Origin of the sequence: Nocardioides sp. ChNu-153 (assembly GCF_030466625.1) — a bacterium.
GTDB lineage: Bacteria > Actinomycetota > Actinomycetes > Propionibacteriales > Nocardioidaceae > Nocardioides.
In genome coordinates this window covers 118,746-135,624 of sequence record NZ_JADEVT010000002.1, presented here as the reverse complement: position 1 = coordinate 135,624, position 16,879 = coordinate 118,746, and the positions used below count along the sequence as shown (strand labels likewise).

23 protein-coding genes are annotated in these 16,879 nt (G+C 71.5%); 5 read left to right on the top strand and 18 right to left on the bottom strand.

The window, feature by feature from the left end:
• The first annotated feature begins 5 nt into the window (after positions 1–5).
• The 3 genes from nucS to INN71_RS04530 are packed head-to-tail and all read left to right on the top strand — an operon-like array spanning position 6 to position 1,475.
• Positions 6–680: an endonuclease NucS gene (gene nucS, locus INN71_RS04540; RefSeq protein WP_277498462.1), complete on the top strand. Its 675-nt coding sequence runs from the start codon at positions 6–8 to the stop codon at positions 678–680.
• Between the two features lie 10 nt (positions 681–690).
• Positions 691–1,131: a hypothetical protein gene (locus tag INN71_RS04535; protein WP_301799749.1), complete on the top strand. Its 441-nt coding sequence runs from the start codon at positions 691–693 to the stop codon at positions 1,129–1,131.
• Positions 1,132–1,133: 2 nt separating this feature from the next.
• Positions 1,134–1,475: a DUF952 domain-containing protein gene (locus INN71_RS04530; protein ID WP_301799748.1), complete on the top strand. Its 342-nt coding sequence runs from the start codon at positions 1,134–1,136 to the stop codon at positions 1,473–1,475.
• On the opposite strand, the gene INN71_RS04525 is transcribed toward INN71_RS04530, so the two are convergent.
• The 3 genes from INN71_RS04525 to INN71_RS04515 form a co-directional block, all read right to left on the bottom strand.
• Positions 1,444–2,397, bottom strand: a complete 954-nt coding sequence (locus INN71_RS04525; protein WP_301799747.1) for an FAD-dependent oxidoreductase — start codon at positions 2,395–2,397, stop codon at positions 1,444–1,446. The two genes, INN71_RS04530 and INN71_RS04525, sit on opposite strands and share 32 nt — an antisense overlap.
• A 13-nt stretch (positions 2,398–2,410) precedes the next feature.
• Positions 2,411–2,935 carry a ferritin gene (locus INN71_RS04520; protein ID WP_277498456.1) on the bottom strand — a complete coding sequence of 175 codons (525 nt, stop codon included), beginning with the start codon at positions 2,933–2,935 and terminating at the stop codon, positions 2,411–2,413.
• A gap of 65 nt (positions 2,936–3,000) precedes the next feature.
• Positions 3,001–3,189, bottom strand: a complete 189-nt coding sequence (locus tag INN71_RS04515) for a hypothetical protein (RefSeq protein WP_277498453.1) — start codon at positions 3,187–3,189, stop codon at positions 3,001–3,003.
• A 133-nt stretch (positions 3,190–3,322) separates the two neighbouring features.
• Between INN71_RS04515 and INN71_RS04510 the strand changes: the two genes are divergently transcribed.
• Positions 3,323–3,658 carry a hypothetical protein gene (locus INN71_RS04510; protein ID WP_277498452.1) on the top strand — a complete coding sequence of 112 codons (336 nt, stop codon included), beginning with the start codon at positions 3,323–3,325 and terminating at the stop codon, positions 3,656–3,658.
• 16 nt (positions 3,659–3,674) lie between these two features.
• On the opposite strand, the gene INN71_RS04505 is transcribed toward INN71_RS04510, so the two are convergent.
• A complete protein-coding gene (locus INN71_RS04505; protein WP_277498451.1) occupies positions 3,675–5,738 on the bottom strand; it encodes a protein meaA in 2,064 nt (687 codons plus the stop codon).
• 64 nt (positions 5,739–5,802) lie between these two features.
• A complete protein-coding gene (locus tag INN71_RS04500; RefSeq protein WP_277498449.1) occupies positions 5,803–6,138 on the bottom strand; it encodes an STAS domain-containing protein in 336 nt (111 codons plus the stop codon).
• 135 nt (positions 6,139–6,273) lie between these two features.
• Between INN71_RS04500 and INN71_RS04495 the strand changes: the two genes are divergently transcribed.
• Positions 6,274–6,849: a cob(I)yrinic acid a,c-diamide adenosyltransferase gene (locus tag INN71_RS04495; protein ID WP_277498447.1), complete on the top strand. Its 576-nt coding sequence runs from the start codon at positions 6,274–6,276 to the stop codon at positions 6,847–6,849.
• Positions 6,850–6,883: 34 nt separating this feature from the next.
• Here the strand turns inward: INN71_RS04495 and INN71_RS04490 are convergent, their stop codons facing one another.
• The 13 genes from INN71_RS04490 to INN71_RS04430 form a co-directional block, all read right to left on the bottom strand.
• Positions 6,884–7,180, bottom strand: a complete 297-nt coding sequence (locus tag INN71_RS04490) for a SelT/SelW/SelH family protein (protein WP_277498445.1) — start codon at positions 7,178–7,180, stop codon at positions 6,884–6,886.
• 7 nt (positions 7,181–7,187) lie between these two features.
• A complete protein-coding gene (locus tag INN71_RS04485; protein WP_277498444.1) occupies positions 7,188–7,628 on the bottom strand; it encodes a DUF2550 domain-containing protein in 441 nt (146 codons plus the stop codon).
• Positions 7,629–7,767: 139 nt separating this feature from the next.
• Positions 7,768–8,160, bottom strand: a complete 393-nt coding sequence (locus INN71_RS04480) for a F0F1 ATP synthase subunit epsilon (protein ID WP_277498443.1) — start codon at positions 8,158–8,160, stop codon at positions 7,768–7,770.
• A 2-nt stretch (positions 8,161–8,162) separates the two neighbouring features.
• Positions 8,163–9,620 carry a F0F1 ATP synthase subunit beta gene (atpD, locus tag INN71_RS04475; RefSeq protein ID WP_277498478.1) on the bottom strand — a complete coding sequence of 486 codons (1,458 nt, stop codon included), beginning with the start codon at positions 9,618–9,620 and terminating at the stop codon, positions 8,163–8,165.
• A gap of 5 nt (positions 9,621–9,625) precedes the next feature.
• Positions 9,626–10,552, bottom strand: coding sequence for a F0F1 ATP synthase subunit gamma (locus INN71_RS04470; RefSeq protein WP_277498441.1), 927 nt, complete (start codon positions 10,550–10,552; stop codon positions 9,626–9,628).
• Positions 10,553–10,554: 2 nt separating this feature from the next.
• Complete coding sequence (gene atpA, locus INN71_RS04465) at positions 10,555–12,195, bottom strand: F0F1 ATP synthase subunit alpha (protein WP_277498440.1); 1,641 nt, start codon at positions 12,193–12,195, stop codon at positions 10,555–10,557.
• 69 nt (positions 12,196–12,264) lie between these two features.
• Positions 12,265–13,071, bottom strand: coding sequence for a F0F1 ATP synthase subunit delta (locus INN71_RS04460; RefSeq protein WP_277498439.1), 807 nt, complete (start codon positions 13,069–13,071; stop codon positions 12,265–12,267).
• A complete protein-coding gene (locus INN71_RS04455; RefSeq protein ID WP_277498438.1) occupies positions 13,071–13,610 on the bottom strand; it encodes a F0F1 ATP synthase subunit B in 540 nt (179 codons plus the stop codon). Before INN71_RS04455 ends, INN71_RS04460 begins: the two co-directional genes overlap by 1 nt.
• Positions 13,611–13,648: 38 nt before the next feature.
• Positions 13,649–13,852, bottom strand: a complete 204-nt coding sequence (gene atpE, locus INN71_RS04450) for an ATP synthase F0 subunit C (protein ID WP_277498437.1) — start codon at positions 13,850–13,852, stop codon at positions 13,649–13,651.
• Positions 13,853–13,915: 63 nt separating this feature from the next.
• Positions 13,916–14,737 carry a F0F1 ATP synthase subunit A gene (gene atpB / locus INN71_RS04445; RefSeq protein ID WP_277498436.1) on the bottom strand — a complete coding sequence of 274 codons (822 nt, stop codon included), beginning with the start codon at positions 14,735–14,737 and terminating at the stop codon, positions 13,916–13,918.
• A gap of 73 nt (positions 14,738–14,810) precedes the next feature.
• Positions 14,811–15,071: a hypothetical protein gene (locus INN71_RS04440; protein WP_277498435.1), complete on the bottom strand. Its 261-nt coding sequence runs from the start codon at positions 15,069–15,071 to the stop codon at positions 14,811–14,813.
• 33 nt (positions 15,072–15,104) lie between these two features.
• Entirely contained in the window at positions 15,105–15,614 is a 510-nt protein-coding gene (locus tag INN71_RS04435; RefSeq protein WP_277498433.1) for a hypothetical protein, read from the bottom strand.
• Between the two features lie 115 nt (positions 15,615–15,729).
• Positions 15,730–16,875 carry an MraY family glycosyltransferase gene (locus INN71_RS04430; RefSeq protein ID WP_277498432.1) on the bottom strand — a complete coding sequence of 382 codons (1,146 nt, stop codon included), beginning with the start codon at positions 16,873–16,875 and terminating at the stop codon, positions 15,730–15,732.
• Positions 16,876–16,879: the final 4 nt, after the last annotated feature.

Genomic DNA, 16,879 nt, shown 5'->3' with positions numbered 1-16,879 from the left:
CCGACGTGAGACTCGTCGTCGCTCGTTGCCAGGTGGACTACGCCGGGCGCCTGACCGCGCACCTCCCGATGGCCACGCGGGTCATCATGGTGAAGGCCGACGGCTCGGTGCTCGTGCACTCCGACGGCGGCTCCTACAAGCCGCTCAACTGGATGAGCCCGCCGTGCCGCCTCGTGGAGGGCACCACCGAGGACGGCGCCGTCGAGTGGGTCGTCACCAGCAAGGGCGACGACACGCTGCGGATCCTCATCGCCGAGGTGCTCTCCGACTCCAGCCACGACCTGGGCGTCGACCCCGGCCTGCAGAAGGACGGCGTCGAGAAGCACCTGCAGGCCCTGCTCGCCGAGCACCCGGCCACCCTGGCCGACGGCCTCACGCTGGTACGGCGGGAGTACCCCACCGCCATCGGACCGGTCGACCTCATGTGCCGCGACGCCCTGGGCGCCTCGGTGGCGGTCGAGATCAAGCGCCGCGGCGAGATCGACGGCGTCGAGCAGCTGACCCGCTACCTCGAGCTGCTCAACCGCGACCCGGCCCTGCGGCCCGTGCGCGGCATCTTCGCGGCGCAGGAGATCAAGCCGCAGGCCCGCGTGCTCGCGACCGACCGCGGCATCACGTGCGCGGTGGTCGACTACGACGCGCTGCGCGGCATGGACGACGCCGAGGACCGGCTGTTCTGAGGACCCGGCCGTGACCCTGCGCCTCCTCGACCCCGCCGGCCACGGCGTCGAGCTCACCGTGCTCGGCTACGAGTTCCCCGCGGCGGCGAGCACGGCGGAGGCCTACGACCCCGACGCGAACTGGCTCGTGGTCCACGCGGTGGCCCGCACCGGCGACGGCGTGCGCGAGGTGACCGAGCCCTGCCTGACGACGAGCGAGGCCCGTGGGCTCGCCGACTGGCTCCGCGCGGTCGCCGACGGCCGCGGCTGGGCCAGCCTCACCTTCACCGAGCCGACGCTCGCGTTCCGCCTCTCGCGCCAGGCCGGCGGGAGCGCCGCGCTCGAGGTGCGGCTGCGCGCCACCCACTCGCCCGGCGTTCCCACGACGGTGGGGCTCGTCGTACCGTCGCCCGACCTGCGCGCCGCGGCCGACGCGTGGGCGCACCACCTCCTCGACCACCCGGAGCGCTGAGCATGCTGATCCACCACGTCGCCACCGCCGCGGACTGGGAGCGGGCCCGGGCGACCGGCTCGTACACCACGTCGACCCGGGGGCGCAGCCTCGAGCAGGAGGGCTTCCTCCACGCCGCGCGGGCCGAGCAGGTCGCCGGGGTGCTCGAGCGCTGGTACGCCGACGTCACCGAGCCGCTGGTGCTGCTCGTGGTCGACACGGACCGTCTCGACGAGCTCGGCGTGCCGTGGCGCGAGGACCCGGTCGGCGACGACACCTACCCCCACGTGTACGGCGAGCTCCCCGCCACCGCGGTGGGCCGGGTCGAGCCCGTCACGCCCGGCGGGCCTCCACCGGCGGGGTGAGCGCACCGGTCGCGCCGACCAGCCGCGCGACCTCCTCGGCGCACCCCCACGACAGGGTCACCCCGGCGCCCCCGTGGCCGTAGCAGTGGACGACGTCCCCGACCCGCTCGACCCGTACGGCGGGACGCAGCGGCCGCAGGCCGACCTTGTGCCGCAGCACCCGGGCGTCGCGCAGGCCAGGCACGAGGCGCGCGGCGCGGGCCAGGATCGACGCCGCCACCTCCGGTGACGGGGTGCGGCTCCACTCGCCCTCCAGGTCGGTGCCGCCGACCACCACGTCGTGGGTGCGCGGCAGCACGTAGGTGGGGTCGTCGCCCGAGGAGTCGAGCCACCACCGCTCGAGACCGAACTGCTCGACGACCACGACCTGGCCGCGGTTCGGCACCACCGTGCGGTCGGAGGCGAGCAGCCGCGACCCGATGCCCGTGCAGTTGACGACCACGTCCGCGGAGCTCGGCAGCGCGGAGAGGTTCATGCGGGTGAGGGTGCCGCCCAGCGCCTCGACCCGCCCGGCCAGCCACCGCAGGTACACGGGCATCTCGACGAGCGGGGTGCGGAACGTCCACCCGTCGACGTACCCGTCCGGCAGCGCGGTCTCGCGGGCCAGCGCGGGCCCGCCGTCGGCCCACCACGGGTCGGGGGTCGGCGTGCGGAACACCTCGGTGCCCTCGCGCAGGACCACCCCGGCGTCCGGGTCGGTGTCGGCGATCGCGTCGAGCACCGCGTACGTCGTGCGCCCCCAGTCGCCGACCCGCGTCCGGGGGAAGGCGAGGTAGGGGTACCAGATCGCCCCGGCCACCGCCGAGGTCGTCTCGAGGGGCAGGTCGCGTGCGACGACGTCGACCCGGTGACCGTCCTCGAGCAGGCGGACCGCCGCCGAGAGGCCCACGACCCCGGCGCCGACGACGATCACGCGACTCACCGGACGGCCCTGCTCACGCGCCCGCGACCGGCGGCGCGGTCGGGTCGGCGGCCTCCGCGCGCTGCTCGCGCGCGACGTACTCCTCGATGTCGTTGACGTCGTCCCGGCTGCGGGTCACGACCGTCAGCAGGTCGCTCATGGTGGCGACCTCCTCGACCTGCTCCTTGATGAACCACTGCATGAACTGCTCGGAGGCGAAGTCGCTCTCCTCGCGGGCGGTGCGCAGCAGCGCGTTGATCTGCTCGGTCACCTTCTTCTCCTGCGCCAGCGCGAGCGCGACGGGGGCGACGAGGTCGTCGAACGCGGAGATCGGGGCGCCGACGCCGGGGATCGTCACGGCGGCGTCGGTGTCGAGGAGGTACTTGACCATCATCATCGCGTGGTCGCGCTCCTCGACCGCCTGGCCGTAGAAAAACGCGGCCATCTGCGGCATGGTCAGGGCGTCGTAGTAGACCGCGCACGCCAGGTACTGGTTGTGGGCGGCGAGCTCGTTGCCGATCTGGGCGTTGAGCTGCTCGGCGAAGCGGGCGGCGGGCATGGGCACTCCTCGGTCACGGGCGACGGCTGCGGTGATCATGGCAGGCGCCGCGTCGCGGCGGGCGCTCAGGCAGCCTTCTCCAGCTTCTTCTTCGAGACCTTCTTGCCGTCGACGCGCACGAGGTGGCGGTGCTTGACGGTGTAGCCGTCCGGCAGCGTGCCCTCCTTGAGCATGCGCAGGGGGCAGCGGCCGCACTTCGACCTCGACTCGCAGCACTTCAACTTGGGGAGCTTCTTCCCCTTCGACTTGCCCACGGGCTCGATCCTACGGGACCCGGGAAGGCTCGCCTTCCTGTGTGACCGGCACCGCACCCCGGCACACCCCGGGCGCACCCCGGGCCGCGCCCGGCGTTTGCCTGCGACCCCCCGCCGGGAAGGGTGGCCCGCCATGAGCAGCCAGCCTCCCCCGCCGCCGCGGGACCCGGCGTACCCGCCGCCGTCGCCCCGCCCGACCTCCCCCGCCCGACCCGCGGGCGGTCCGGGCACCACCGGGGCCGGCGTCGTGCTGCTCGTCATGGCCCTGACCTCGATGCTGGTCAGCGGCGTGCCGGACGCGCTCACCCACTCCGTCTTCGGGGACGGCGAGGGCGAGGGCGACGTGGGCGTGCTGAAGCTCTACGTCTCCGCGCAGGTGGCCAACGCCCTGGTCGCCCTGGGGCTGGTGCTGCTCGCCGGTGCGCTGACCTGCTTCGCCCTCACCCTGGTACGGCGCGCTCGCCGCTGAACGGTCGGCCCCGCGCTCAGGCGAGGCCGTTGGCCTCGCGGATGACGTCGACGATGCCGCCCATGATCTCGGTCAGGCCGAAGTCCTTGGGCGTGTAGACCGCCGCGACGCCGAGCTCGCGCAGCCGGCGGGCGTCGGAGTCGGGGATGATCCCGCCGACGATGACCGGGATGTCGTCGGCGCCCGCGGCCCGCAGGCCCTCGAGCACGTCGGGCACCAGCTCCATGTGCGAGCCCGACAGGATCGAGAGACCGACGCAGTGCACGTCCTCGGCGACCGCGGCCGACACGATCTGCTCCGGGGTGAGCCGGATGCCCTGGTAGACGACCTCGAAGCCGGCGTCGCGGGCCCGCACGGCGACCTGCTCGGCGCCGTTGGAGTGCCCGTCCAGCCCGGGCTTGCCCACGAGGAGGCGCAGCCGGCCGCCCAGCTCCTCGCCGGTGCCGGCGACCCGCTCGCGCACCGCGGTGAGCTCGGCGCCCGCCTCGGCGACGCCGACCGCGCCGGAGACGCCCGTCGGCGCGCGGAACTCCCCGAAGACCTCGCGCAGCGTGCCGGCCCACTCCCCCGTCGTGGCGCCCGCGCGGGCGGCGGCCAGGGTGGCGTGCATGAGGTTGGTGTCGGACTTCGCGTCCGCGGCCAGGCGGGCCAGCGCCTCGGCCACGGCCTTCTCGTCGCGCTCGGCCTTCCACGCCTCGACCGACGCGATGGCGGCCGCCTCGGCCTCGGGGTCGGCGGTCTGGATCGCACCGTCGAGGTCGGCGGTCAGGGGCGACGGCTCCGTGCTCTGGAACTTGTTGACCCCGACGATGATCTCCTCGCCGCGCTCGATCCGCGCCCGACGGGCCGCGTGCGAGGAGACGAGAGCCTGCTTCATGTAGCCCGACTCGACGGCCGCGATCGCGCCGCCCATCGCCTGGACCCGGTCGATCTCGGCCTTCGCGCTCTCCACGAGCTCGGCGACCTTCGCCTCGACGACGCGGCTGCCGTCGAAGATGTCGCCGTACTCCAGCAGGTCCGACTCGTAGGCCAGCACCTGCTGCAGGCGCAGCGACCACTGCTGGTCCCAGGGACGCGGCAGGCCGAGCGCCTCGTTCCACGCCGGCAGCTGCACGGCGCGGGCCCGGGCGTCCTTGCTCAGCGTGACCGCCAGCATCTCCAGCACGATGCGCTGCACGTTGTTCTCGGGCTGCGACTCCGTCAGCCCCAGGCTGTTGACCTGCACGCCGTAGCGGAAGCGGCGCATCTTCGCGTCGGTGACGCCGTACCGCTCGCGGGTGATCTCGTCCCACAGCTGCACGAACGCGCGCATCTTGCACATCTCCTCGACGAAGCGCACGCCGGCGTTCACGAAGAACGAGATGCGGCCGACGACCTTCTCGAAGTCGGCCTCGTCCACCTGGCCCGACGCCTTCACGGCGTCGAGGACCGCGATCGCGGTGCACAGCGAGTACGCCAGCTCCTGCGTCGGCGTCGCGCCCGCCTCCTGCAGGTGGTAGCTGCAGATGTTGATCGGGTTCCACTTCGGGATCTGGTGGACCGTGTAGGCGATCATGTCGCTGATCAGGCGCAGGGAGTGCTCGGGCGGGAACACGTAGGTCCCGCGCGAGAGGTACTCCTTGATGATGTCGTTCTGGGTGGTGCCGGCCAGCTGGCCCGCCACCTCCTCCGGCGACAGCTCGGGGTTCTGCTCCTCCGCGGCCACCTGGTACATCGCCAGCAGCCACATCGCGGTGGCGTTGATCGTCATCGACGTGTTCATCCCGGTCAGCGGGATGGCGTCGAACAGCTTGCGCATCTCCCCCAGGTGCGGCACCGGCACGCCGACCTTGCCGACCTCGCCGCGCGAGAGCGGGCTGTCGGGGTCGTAGCCCGTCTGCGTCGGCAGGTCGAACGCCACCGACAGACCGGTCTGGCCCTTCTCGAGGTTGCCGCGGTACAGCGCGTTGGACGCCTCCGCGGTCGAGTGCCCCGCGTACGTCCGCATGACCCACGGCCGGTCCTTCGCCGGGCGCTCGGGAACAGCGGCGGGGGTGGGAGCGGCGGCGGCGTCGACAGCGCTCTGCGGGGAGTTGGTCATGGGGGCAGAGTATGACGAAAGTGACTGACAGGTAACCACGATGTGTGGTCCATCCGACACGCCCTCAGGCCGGGCTGGCGACGCTCTCGACCTCCATGAGGCGGGCCAGGTGCGACAGGTGCATGAGGCGCCGGACCCCGGGCTGCGGGGACGCCACCGCCAGGCGGTGCCCCGCACGCGCCGCGCGTCGACCCGCTGCCGCGAGCACCCGCAGCGCGGTCAGGTCCACGTTGTCCACGCCGGCCAGGTCCACGACCACGCGGTCGTGGTGCACCAGCGCCTCGTCGATGGCGCTGCGCACCCGGCCGGTGCTGCGCACGTCGAAGTCGCCCACCAGCTCCAGCCGAGGGCCGGCGCCCACGATCTCCACCGGCCGCGCGCGCTCGGTCCCCCGCGTCATCTCGTCCCCCGTCCCCGGGCCGCTCCCCCGGCGGCCGCGAGCACCACGCTGCCAGCACCGCGCCGCACCGCGCATCCGACTTTCGGTGGACCTCCACGCGCCGCAGGTCGCCCCCGTCAGCCCTAGGGTGGACGGATGGTCAACCTGACGCGCATCTACACCCGCACCGGCGACGCCGGCACGACGCGGCTCGGCGACATGAGCGAGACGACGAAGACCGACCGGCGGCTCGAGGCCTACGCCGACGTCGACGAGGCGAACGCCCACATCGGCGTCGCGGTGGCCGTCGGCGACCTCGAGCCCGACGTCGTCGCCGTCCTCACCCGGGTGCAGAACGACCTCTTCGACGTCGGCGCGGACTTCTCCACCCCGGTCGTCCCCGACCCCGAGTACCCGCCGCTGCGGGTCGAGCCCGACTACGTCGACCGCCTCGAGGCGTGGTGCGACGCCTACAACGAGCACCTGCCGAGGCTGCGCTCCTTCATCCTCAACGGCGGTACGCCGGGAGCAGCGCACCTGCACGTCGCGCGCACCGTCGTACGACGGGCCGAGCGCGCCGCGTGGGCGGCCCACGAGCAGCACGGCGACACGATGAACCTCGAGGCGATCAAGTATCTCAACCGGCTCTCCGACCTGCTCTTCATCCTGGCCCGGCACGCGAACCGCGAGAACGGCGACGTGCTCTGGGTGCCGGGGGGCGAGCGCGACTGAGCTCCACCCCGGCCGTGGGGGTGCGGGCGGCCCGTCAGGCGTCGCGGGCGCGGTCGGCGTGCCCCAGGCCGCGCTCCGGGGCGGCCAGGTCGCGGACCCGGCGCTTCAGCTCGGTGATCTCGGGGAACCCGCCGTCGGCGGCGCGGTCCCACACCTGGTGGCGCACGCCGTCGACCTCGACCTCGACCCGGAACGCGCCCCCGGTGGCCGGGGCGAGCGCGACCTCGTCGAGCTCGTCGGTGAAGGTCTGCAGCAGCTCCCCGGCGTACCAGCTGGCGCGCAGGAGCCAGTTGCAGCGGGTGCAGTAGGTGATGCGGACGCGGGCGGTCACGGCCGGCTCAGATGTGCTCGGCGGTGCCGGGCGGGGCGGCCTCGAGCCAGGCCTGCAGGCCCATGAGGGAGGCCGAGCCGAGGGCCAGCTCGACGGGGCCCTGCGGCGTCGTGCACTCGACGACCACGTGGTCGGCGTAGAGCGACGAGCTCTCCCCCTCCACGGGGGCGCGACGACCGACGTACTGCAGCTCCGAGCGCCCCCAGACGCGCTTGGGACGCGGGGAGAGGGAGAAGATCCGGAACCACTCGAGGCGACCGCCCTGGTAGCGGCCCAGGCCGAGCACCCACCCGTGGCCGGGGTCCTGCGTGCGCAGCCGCACGCTCAGCTCGAAGGTGCCGCCACCGCGGGACAGGAGCCGGCGGCGGACGACGAGACCGATGCCGTAGAGGACCAGCAGCGCGACGAGGACGGCGAGGCCGTCGAGCAGCCACTGCCACCACGGCATGCGCGTCCTCCTCGGGGGTGGGGGAACCGCGACGACCCGACGGGCCGTGCGGTGTCCGCATGCTACTGCCCGGCCCGCACCCTCGAGGGCGCGGGCCGGGCAGCAGCGGTGGTACAGGTGGTGCGGGGTACGACGCGGGTCAGGACGCGTGCTCGACGGCCCGGATCCGCGCCTCGGCGATGAGGAGCGCGTCGCGCGCCTCCGTGTCGTCCTCGCCCGCGTCCTTGACGCGCTCGAGCTCCGCGCGCGCCTTCTCGACGTCGATCTCGTGCGACAGCTCGGCGTACTCCGAGAGCACCGAGACCCGGTTGTCCGCGACCGACAGGAACCCGTCGGACACGGCCGCGATCCAGGTCTCGCCCTCGGCGGACTGGATGTCGACGACTCCGTGGAAGAGCACGGACAGCAGCGGCGCGTGCCCCGGGAGGACACCCACGTCACCCGCGACCGTGCGGGCGATGACGCGGGTGGCCTCGCCGGACCACACCACGCGGTCCGCGCTGACCAGCTCGACGTGCAGCGTGCCGGCCATCGTCAGAGGTTCTTCTGGATGTCGGCCCACTTGGCCTCGACGTCGTCGAGACCACCGCACATGAAGAACGCCTGCTCCGCCACGTGGTCGTACTCGCCCTCGGCGATCTTGTTGAAGGCCTCGATCGTGTCCGCGATGGTCACGGTCGAGCCCTCGATGCCGGTGAACTGCTTGGCCACGTAGGTGTTCTGCGACAGGAAGCGCTGGATGCGGCGCGCGCGGTGGACGACGATCTTGTCCTCCTCGCTGAGCTCGTCGACACCGAGGATCGCGATGATGTCCTGCAGCTCCTTGTTGCGCTGGAGGATCTGCTTGACACGGATCGCGCACTCGTAGTGCTCACGGCCGATGTACTGCGGGTCGAGGATCCGCGACGTCGAGGTGAGCGGGTCCACGGCGGGGTAGATGCCCAGCGACGCGATGTCGCGCGAGAGCTCCGTCGTGGCGTCGAGGTGGGCGAACGTCGTGGCCGGCGCCGGGTCGGTGTAGTCGTCGGCGGGCACGTAGATCGCCTGCATCGAGGTGATCGAGTGACCACGCGTCGAGGTGATCCGCTCCTGCAGCTGACCCATCTCGTCGGCCAGGTTGGGCTGGTAGCCCACGGCGGACGGCATGCGGCCGAGCAGCGTGGAGACCTCCGAGCCGGCCTGCGTGAACCGGAAGATGTTGTCGATGAACAGCAGCACGTCCTGCTTCTGCACGTCGCGGAAGTACTCCGCCATCGTCAGCGCGGAGAGCGCGACGCGCAGGCGCGTGCCCGGCGGCTCGTCCATCTGGCCGAAGACGAGGGCGGTCTGGCCGAAGACACCGGCCTCCTCCATCTCGACCATGAGGTCGTTGCCCTCACGGGTGCGCTCGCCGACACCGGCGAACACCGACACACCACCGTGGTTGCGGGCCACACGCGCGATCATCTCCTGGATGAGCACGGTCTTGCCCACGCCGGCGCCGCCGAACAGGCCGATCTTGCCGCCCGTCACGTACGGGGTCAGCAGGTCGATGACCTTGATGCCGGTCTCGAACATCTGCGTCTTCGACTCGAGCTGGTCGAAGGCGGGCGCCTTGCGGTGGATGCCCCAGCGCTCGTTGACCTCGAGGGTCTCGCCCGGCGCGAGGTTCATGCAGTCGCCGGTCGTGTTGAACACCTTGCCGAGCGTCACGTCGCCCACCGGCACGGTGATGGACTCACCCGTGTCGGTGACCTGCGCGCCGCGGACCAGGCCGTCGGTCGGCTTCATGGAGATGGCGCGGACCATGCCGTCGCCGATGTGCTGCGCGACCTCGAGGATGATCGTGGTCGACTCGCCGCCCAGGTCGAAGGTGACCTGGAGGGCGTTGTAGATCGCGGGCATCGCGTCGGTCGGGAACTCGATGTCCACGACCGGGCCGATGACGCGGGTGATGCGACCGACGGAACCGGTGGCCCCGCCAGCCTGGGTCTCATCAACAGTGATGGTCATTGTGTTCACTCACTCCCGGCTTGGGCGTCGGCAAGCGCGTTGACGCCACCGACGATCTCGCTGATTTCCTGGGTGATGCCGGCCTGGCGGGCCTGGTTGGCGATCCGCTTGTACTTCTTGATGAGCTCGTCCGCGTTGTCCGTGGCCGACTTCATCGCCTTCTGGCGGGCCGCGAGCTCGGACGCCGCCGCCTGCAGGAGCGCGAAGAAGATCCGGCTCTGCACGTACTTCGGCAGCAGCGCGTCCAGCACCTCGGTGCCCGACGGCTCGAACTCGTAGAGCGGGAGGAGGTCGGCCTGCTCCGGCGCCTCCGTGCCCTCGACGACCTCCAGCGGCAGCAGGCGGATGGCCTGCGGCTCCTGGACGAGCATCGACTTGAAGCGCGTGAAGACCACGTGCACCTCGTCGACGCCCTGGACGTCGTCCACGGTCTCGCCGGACTCGGCGAGGAACGCGGTGATGAGCGCCTGGCCGATCGACCGGGCGTCGTCGTACGACGGCTGGTCGCTCGAACCGGTCCACGCCCGGACGATCGGGCGCTGGCGGAACTTGAAGTACGCCTCGCCCTTGCGGCCGCTGATGTACGCGTCGACCTGCTTGCCCTCGCCCCGGAGGCGCTCGATGAGGCGCTCGGCCTCCTTGAGCACGTTGGACGAGTAGGCCCCGGCCAGGCCGCGGTCGCTCGTGACGATGAGGACCGCGGCCCGGGTCGAGTTCTCCGGCTCGGTCGTCAGCGGGTGGTCGACGTTCGAGAACGTCGCCACCGCCGAGACCGCGCGGGTGAGCTCACGGGCGTACGGCGCGGCGGCCTGCGCCCGCTGCTGCGCCTTGATGATGCGAGACGCAGCGATGAGCTCCATGGCGCGCGTGATCTTCTTCATCGACTCGGTCGATCGGATCCGCGCGCGGTACTCACGCAGCGATACGGCCATCGTCAGCCCCGCTTCTGCTTGACGATCTGCTCCTGCTCGAGCGCGTCGTCCTCGAGGGCCTCGTGCTGCTCCTTGCCGGCCTTGAGCGAGCTGCCGTCCGAGGTCGAGAACTGGTCGAGGAACGCGTCGTACGCACCGGAGAGCGCCGTCTCGGTCGAGTCCTCGAACTTCAGGCTCTCGCGGATGCCGGCGAGCACGCCGTCGTGCGAGCGACGCAGGTAGTCCAGGAACTCCTGCTCGAAGCGCAGCACGTCGTCGGTCGGCACGCGGTCGAGGCGGCCCGACGTACCCAGCCAGAGCGAGACGGTCATCTCGTCCACCGGGTACGGCGAGTACTGCCGCTGCTTGAGCAGCGCCATGAGGCGCTGACCGCGGTCGAGCTGCTGGCGCGAGGCGGCGTCGAGGTCGGAGGCGAACATCGCGAACGCCTCCATGGCGCGGAACTGCGCCAGGTCGACCTTGAGCGAGCCGGTGACGGCCTTCATCGCCTTCGTCATCGCCGCGCCGCCGACGCGGGACACCGAGACGCCGACGTCGATCGCCGGGCGCTGGTTGGCCGCGAACAGGTCCGACTGCAGGAAGATCTGGCCGTCGGTGATCGAGATGACGTTGGTCGGGATGAACGCCGAGACGTCGTTGGCCTTGGTCTCGATGATCGGCAGACCCGTCATCGAGCCCGCGCCCAGCTCGTCGCTCAGCTTCGCGCAGCGCTCGAGGAGCCGGCTGTGCAGGTAGAACACGTCACCGGGGTACGCCTCGCGGCCCGGCGGACGACGCAGCAGCAGCGACACGGCGCGGTAGGCCTCGGCCTGCTTGGTCAGGTCGTCGAACACGATGAGGACGTGCTTGCCCTCGTACATCCAGTGCTGGCCGATGGCCGAGCCGGTGTAGGGGGCCAGGTACTTGAAGCCGGCCGAGTCCGACGCCGGGGCGGCGACGATCGTCGTGTACTCCAGCGCGCCGGCCTCCTCGAGGGCACCGCGCACCGAGGCGATGGTGGAGCCCTTCTGGCCGATGGCGACGTAGATGCAGCGGACCTGCTTGCTCGGGTCCCCGGTCTCCCAGTTCTGCTTCTGGTTGATGATCGTGTCGATCGCGATCGTCGTCTTGCCCGTCGCGCGGTCGCCGATGATCAGCTGGCGCTGGCCGCGGCCGATCGGCGTCATGGCGTCGATGGCCTTGATGCCGGTCGCGAGCGGCTCGTGCACCGACTTGCGCTGCACCACGGTGGGAGCCTGCAGCTCCAGCGCGCGGCGGCCGGACGTGGCGAGCTCGCCGAGCCCGTCGATGGGCTTGCCCAGCGGGTCGACGACGCGACCGAGGTAGCCGTCGCCGACGGGGACCGAGAGGACCTCGCCGGTGCGCTTGACCGTCTGCCCCTCCTCGATCTTGTCGAAGTCACCGAGGACGACGACACCGATCTCGCGTGCGTCGAGGTTGAGGGCGAGACCCAGGGTGCCGTCCTCGAACTCGAGCAGCTCGTTCGCCATCGCCGACGGCAGGCCGGAGACACGGGCGATGCCGTCGCCGGCCTCGGCGACGAGGCCCACCTCCTCACGGGCGGTGGTCTCGGGCTGGTAGTCCGACACGAAACGCTGGAGCGCGTCGCGGATCTCGTCCGGACGGATCGAAAGCTCCGTCATCACTCTTCCTTCTGTTCGCGGGCCCGGTGGGTGGAGGGCACGGGTGCGGCTGGGGGTCGGTGCCGGGGGTCAGCCGGCGAGGCGGCGGCGTGCGGTGTCGAGACGGCCCGCCACGGTGCCGTCGATGATGTCGTCGCCGATCTCGACGAGCACACCACCGACCACCGACGGGTCGACCACGACGTTGAGGTGCACCGGACGCGCGTACTGGCGCGCCAGGGTGTCGGCCAGGCGATTGCGGTCGGTGTCCGAGAGCGGCGTCGCGACGGTGACCGTCGCCACCCGCTCGCCGTTCACGTCGGCCGCGACCCGCCCGTACGTCGCCAGGGCGACGCCGACGGTGCGGTAGGTGCCGGCCAGCGCCTGCTTGACCAGGGTGGCCGTCGCGGGCAGGGCACGGCCGCCGAGGAGCTCGTCGAGCAGGCGGGCCTTGTCGTCGGCCGAGCGCGCCGGGTCGGACAGGGCGTCGCGCAGGGCGGGCTCGCCCGACACGACCTGGGCGAACCCGAACAGCTCGTTCTCCAGGCGCACCGAGTCCGGGCCGGCGGAGCGCACGACCGCGATCTCACCGAGACGCTCCAGGGCGTCGGCGAGGTCGCGACCGCCCGTCCAGCGCCGGGACACGGCGGAGGAGACGATCGCCAGGGAGGCGTCGGCGACCTTGCCCGTGAGGATCTGCCGGAGCAGACCCTGCTTGGCGCTCGTGTCCACCGACACGTCCGTGGCGACCCGGCGCAGGCCGGGCTCGCCGCGGAGGATGCCGGCGACCGCGAAGAGGTCGTCGCCCACCCGCGCCTGGTCGGCGTCGGCGACGCCCCGCAGCTCGTCGGCCAGCGCTGCGAGTGCGTCGGCCGAAGCGCCACGGAACTCCGCCATCAGCGGGCTCCGCCCGCGGACTCGAGGTCGGCGAGGAAGCGCTCGACGACGCGGCTCTGGCGGGCCTCGTCCTCCAGGCTCTCCCCCACGATGCGACCGGCCAGGCCGGTCGCCAGGGTGCCGACCTCGGCACGCAGCGACGTGACCGCCTGCTGACGCTCCGCCTCGATCTGGGCCTTGCCGGCCTCGACGATGCGGGAGGACTCGGCCTGGGCCTGCTCCCTCATCTCCGAGACGATGGCCGCGCCCTGCTCGCGCGCCTCCTCACGGATGCGTGCCGCCTCGTGGCGGGCGTCCGCGAGCTGCTGCTCGAGCTCGGCGAGCTTGGCGTCGGCCTCGGCCTGCTTCGACTCGGCTGCCTGGAGACCACCCTCGATGGCCTTCGTGCGGGCCGCGAACGTCTCCTCGAAGTTCGGGACGACGAACTTCTTGACGAGCAGGAAGAGCAGGCCGAACACCACCAGACCGAGAACGATCTCGATCGGGTGCGGGATGAGGGGGTTGAGCTCCTCACCAGCCGCGAGGTTGCTGGACTTCATGGGCAGTTGTCCTTCGTCGAAGATGCCGAGCGGTTACGTCAGAGGACGAACGCGAGCGCGATACCGATGATGGCGAGGGCCTCGGCGAGGGCGAAGCCGAGGATCGCGATGGTCTGGAGACGACCCTGCGCCTCCGGCTGGCGCGCCACACCGTTGATGTAGGCGGCGAAGATCAGACCGATGCCGACACCGGGCCCGATGGCAGCCAGGCCGTAACCGATCATGTTGAGGGAGCCGTCCACGGCGATTTCCTTTCGGTTGGTTTCTCCGCGATGAGTGCGGAGAACGAGGGGTGGGCGGGAAGATCAGTGCTCGTCGGCGAGGGCGCCGGCGATGTACATGGCGGTGAGCAGCGTGAAGACGTAGGCCTGCAGGAACTGGATCAGCAGCTCGAGGAAGAACACGGCCGCGAACAGGACCCACGCGAGGATGCCCACGGGCTTCACGAGACCCGCACCGTGCAGCAGCAGGTACTCGCCGCCCAGCGCGAACAGGATGAGGAGGAGGTGGCCCGCGAACATGTTGCACAGGAGTCGCAGCGCCAGCGTCACCGGGCGGACGATGAGGTTCGAGAAGAACTCCAGCGGCACGATGAGGATGAGGATGGGCCCCGTCACGCCGCTCGGGAGCACCTGCAGCTTGAGGTAGCCGAGGAAGCCGTGCTTCCGGATGCCCACGTAGTTGTAGACGATCCAGCTCACCGCAGCGAGGCCGTAGACCAGGCCGGCGCGGGAGAACGTCGGGAACTGCACGAACGGGATCGACGCAGCCCAGTTGTTGAACAGGACCAGGAAGAACAGCGACACCAGGTACGGCGTGAACCGCTGGAAGTCGTGGCTGCCGATGATGTCGCGGCCCAGGGAGTTCCGGACGAACCCGTAGGCGCTCTCGCCGACGTACTGGAGCTTGCCCGGCACCATGGCCCGCTTGCGCGACGCCAGGTAGAGGAAGGCGAACACCAGACCGGCGAAGATCACGATCTGCAGCATCGGCTTGGTGACGCCGAGCGTCATCTCCTGGCCGAGGAACTCGAACGACGATCCCCCGCCGATGGGCGGGAGGTCGAAGTCGGCGGGGCCCGGCGGGGTGAACTCGTCACCGGAGGCTGCGAGAACGACTGCGCTCAACGCGAGTGCTCCTTCTTCAGGTCGGCCGTCAGGTCTGCGGCGATCGGGGCGGAGCCTGCCGGTCCGCCCGCGATCAGGTCGGGGGTGTGCTGGGGGGCTTGCTGGGGGACGCCCGGTTGTACCGCGCGAAGGTCATGTAGATGCCCAGGCCCGCGCCCACCAGGATGCCGATCGCAACGAGGAAGGTCGTGCCCAACCACCGGTCCGCGAGCCAGCCGAGCAGCCCGTACGCCAGCACGCCCGAGACGATGTAGCTGAACGAGCGCCAGGGATCGGCCGTCGGCCCGTCGGGGGTCGTCTTGCGGTCGTCGGAGGAAGGCTCCTGCGTTGTCATCGCGATCGGGACGATAGCAGGCTGTCGCGCCCATCACGCACCTGGCCTCTCCGCGGGAACGGAGGTGGGAACGGAGGTGGGTGCGGGGGTGGGTACGGCGGAGCGCTCGGGCAGGTCGTAGAGCGGCACGCGCAGGCGCGTGGTCACGACGACCTGGACGACGCTCCACGCCACGGCGCCCAGCACGACCGCTCCCCCGAGCCACCGTGCGCTCAGCGGACCGTCGGTGGCACCCGACGCCGCGAGGGCCGCGAGCGCGACCAGCACGAGGAGGACGTTCAACGTGTAGGTGAGCATCGCGAGGAGCATCAGCGAGCCGCTCACCCAGCTGGAGAGGACGGCGACGATCGCGGTGCTGGTCGTCAGCACGACGAGGAGCAGCGCTCCCCCGACGAGGGCGCCGAGCGCGGCGTCCGCGCCCTGCACGAGCCCGCCCACGACGGCCAGCAGGACCGCGAGGCCGGCCACGGGGCCTGCCGTGCGGAGCACCGCGCGCGTCGCCCAGGGGGTGTCCTGGGCAGAGCTGCGGGACGCGGTCGTCATGGTCGGCGGCCGTTCTGTGGGAGGCGGATCTGCAGTGCTGACGCGGCCGATCGACCGCTCGTGAAAACTATCACGAGTCTCCGACGCTGAGTAGTAGAGGGCGTCGTCGCCGTCCTCAGACGGCGTCCTCGAGCCGCTCCCCCTCTTCCTCGGCGGTCTTGCGCACGAGGAAGGTGAGGCACACGGTGACCACCGCCATGGCCGCCACCACGACGGCGACGATGGGACGGGAGTAGAGGCTCAGCACGACGGTGCCGAAGCCGACGAGCGCCGCCCAGAGCCACATGATGACGACGGCGCGCCCGTGGGAGTGGCCGAAGACGAGCAGGCGGTGGTGGAGGTGCTCCTTGTCCGCCGCGAACGGCGACGTGCCCCGGCTGGTGCGCCGCACGACCGCCAGCGCGAGGTCCGTCAGCGGGACGATGAGGATCGAGACCGGCAGCAGCACCGGCAGCAGCGTCGGCAGCAGGCTGGCCGAGCCGCCGTCGCCCCCCGAGGAGAGCTGGGTGGCCGGGAACTGGCCGGTGAGAGTGATCGCGCTCGCCGCGAGCATGAGCCCGAGCAGCATCGAGCCGCTGTCCCCCATGAACAGCCGCGCCGGGTGGTGGTTGTGGCCCAGGAAGCCGACGCAGGCGCCCGCGAGCATCGCGCTCAGCAGCGCGCCGGTGGTCGCGAGGGTCTCGTCGTTGATGTTGGTGAGCTGGTAGCAGAAGACGAAGAAGGCCAGGGCGCCGATGCCCACGATGCCGGCCGCGAGGCCGTCGAGGCCGTCGACGAAGTTCACCGCGTTGACCGTCACCACCACGACCAGGACGGTCAGGGTCGCGCCCTGCAGCGGGTCGATGGCGACGACGGCGCCGCCGGGCACCTGGAAGAAGAAGAACTGGACGTTCTGCACCACGAGGAAGCCGGCGACGAGCACCTGACCGCCGAACTTCATGAGGGGGTCGATCTCGAAGATGTCGTCGAAGACCCCGAGCAGGCAGATCGCGGCACCCGCGATCACCACCACGCCCGCGTCGCGGAACATCTCGTCGGAGCCGCGGAAGGACAGGAACGGCAGCTGCCGCGCGACGAAGTACGCCGCCACGATGCCGCCCAGCATGGCCACACCGCCGAAGTACGGGATCGGCTCGGCGTGCACGTCGCGGTCGCGCACGCGGGCGACCGCGCCCACCCGCACCGCGACCTCGCGCGCCACGACCGTCAGCAGGTAGCTGACGGTGGCGGCGACGAGGAAGACGAGGAGGTACTCGCGCATGCCG

Coding starts and splice junctions, on each gene's coding strand:
- INN71_RS04530 (WP_301799748.1), top strand. CDS start 1,134: ATGCTGATCCACCACGTCGCCACCGCCGCGGACTGGGAGCGGGCCCGG.
- INN71_RS04520 (WP_277498456.1), bottom strand. CDS start 2,935: ATGCCCGCCGCCCGCTTCGCCGAGCAGCTCAACGCCCAGATCGGCAAC.
- INN71_RS04510 (WP_277498452.1), top strand. CDS start 3,323: ATGAGCAGCCAGCCTCCCCCGCCGCCGCGGGACCCGGCGTACCCGCCG.
- INN71_RS04505 (WP_277498451.1), bottom strand. CDS start 5,738: ATGACCAACTCCCCGCAGAGCGCTGTCGACGCCGCCGCCGCTCCCACC.
- INN71_RS04500 (WP_277498449.1), bottom strand. CDS start 6,138: ATGACGCGGGGGACCGAGCGCGCGCGGCCGGTGGAGATCGTGGGCGCC.
- INN71_RS04495 (WP_277498447.1), top strand. CDS start 6,274: ATGGTCAACCTGACGCGCATCTACACCCGCACCGGCGACGCCGGCACG.
- INN71_RS04485 (WP_277498444.1), bottom strand. CDS start 7,628: ATGCCGTGGTGGCAGTGGCTGCTCGACGGCCTCGCCGTCCTCGTCGCG.
- INN71_RS04480 (WP_277498443.1), bottom strand. CDS start 8,160: ATGGCCGGCACGCTGCACGTCGAGCTGGTCAGCGCGGACCGCGTGGTG.
- atpD (WP_277498478.1), bottom strand. CDS start 9,620: ATGACCATCACTGTTGATGAGACCCAGGCTGGCGGGGCCACCGGTTCC.
- INN71_RS04470 (WP_277498441.1), bottom strand. CDS start 10,552: ATGGCCGTATCGCTGCGTGAGTACCGCGCGCGGATCCGATCGACCGAG.
- atpA (WP_277498440.1), bottom strand. CDS start 12,195: ATGACGGAGCTTTCGATCCGTCCGGACGAGATCCGCGACGCGCTCCAG.
- INN71_RS04460 (WP_277498439.1), bottom strand. CDS start 13,071: ATGGCGGAGTTCCGTGGCGCTTCGGCCGACGCACTCGCAGCGCTGGCC.
- INN71_RS04455 (WP_277498438.1), bottom strand. CDS start 13,610: ATGAAGTCCAGCAACCTCGCGGCTGGTGAGGAGCTCAACCCCCTCATC.
- INN71_RS04440 (WP_277498435.1), bottom strand. CDS start 15,071: ATGACAACGCAGGAGCCTTCCTCCGACGACCGCAAGACGACCCCCGAC.
- INN71_RS04435 (WP_277498433.1), bottom strand. CDS start 15,614: ATGACGACCGCGTCCCGCAGCTCTGCCCAGGACACCCCCTGGGCGACG.
- INN71_RS04430 (WP_277498432.1), bottom strand. CDS start 16,875: ATGCGCGAGTACCTCCTCGTCTTCCTCGTCGCCGCCACCGTCAGCTAC.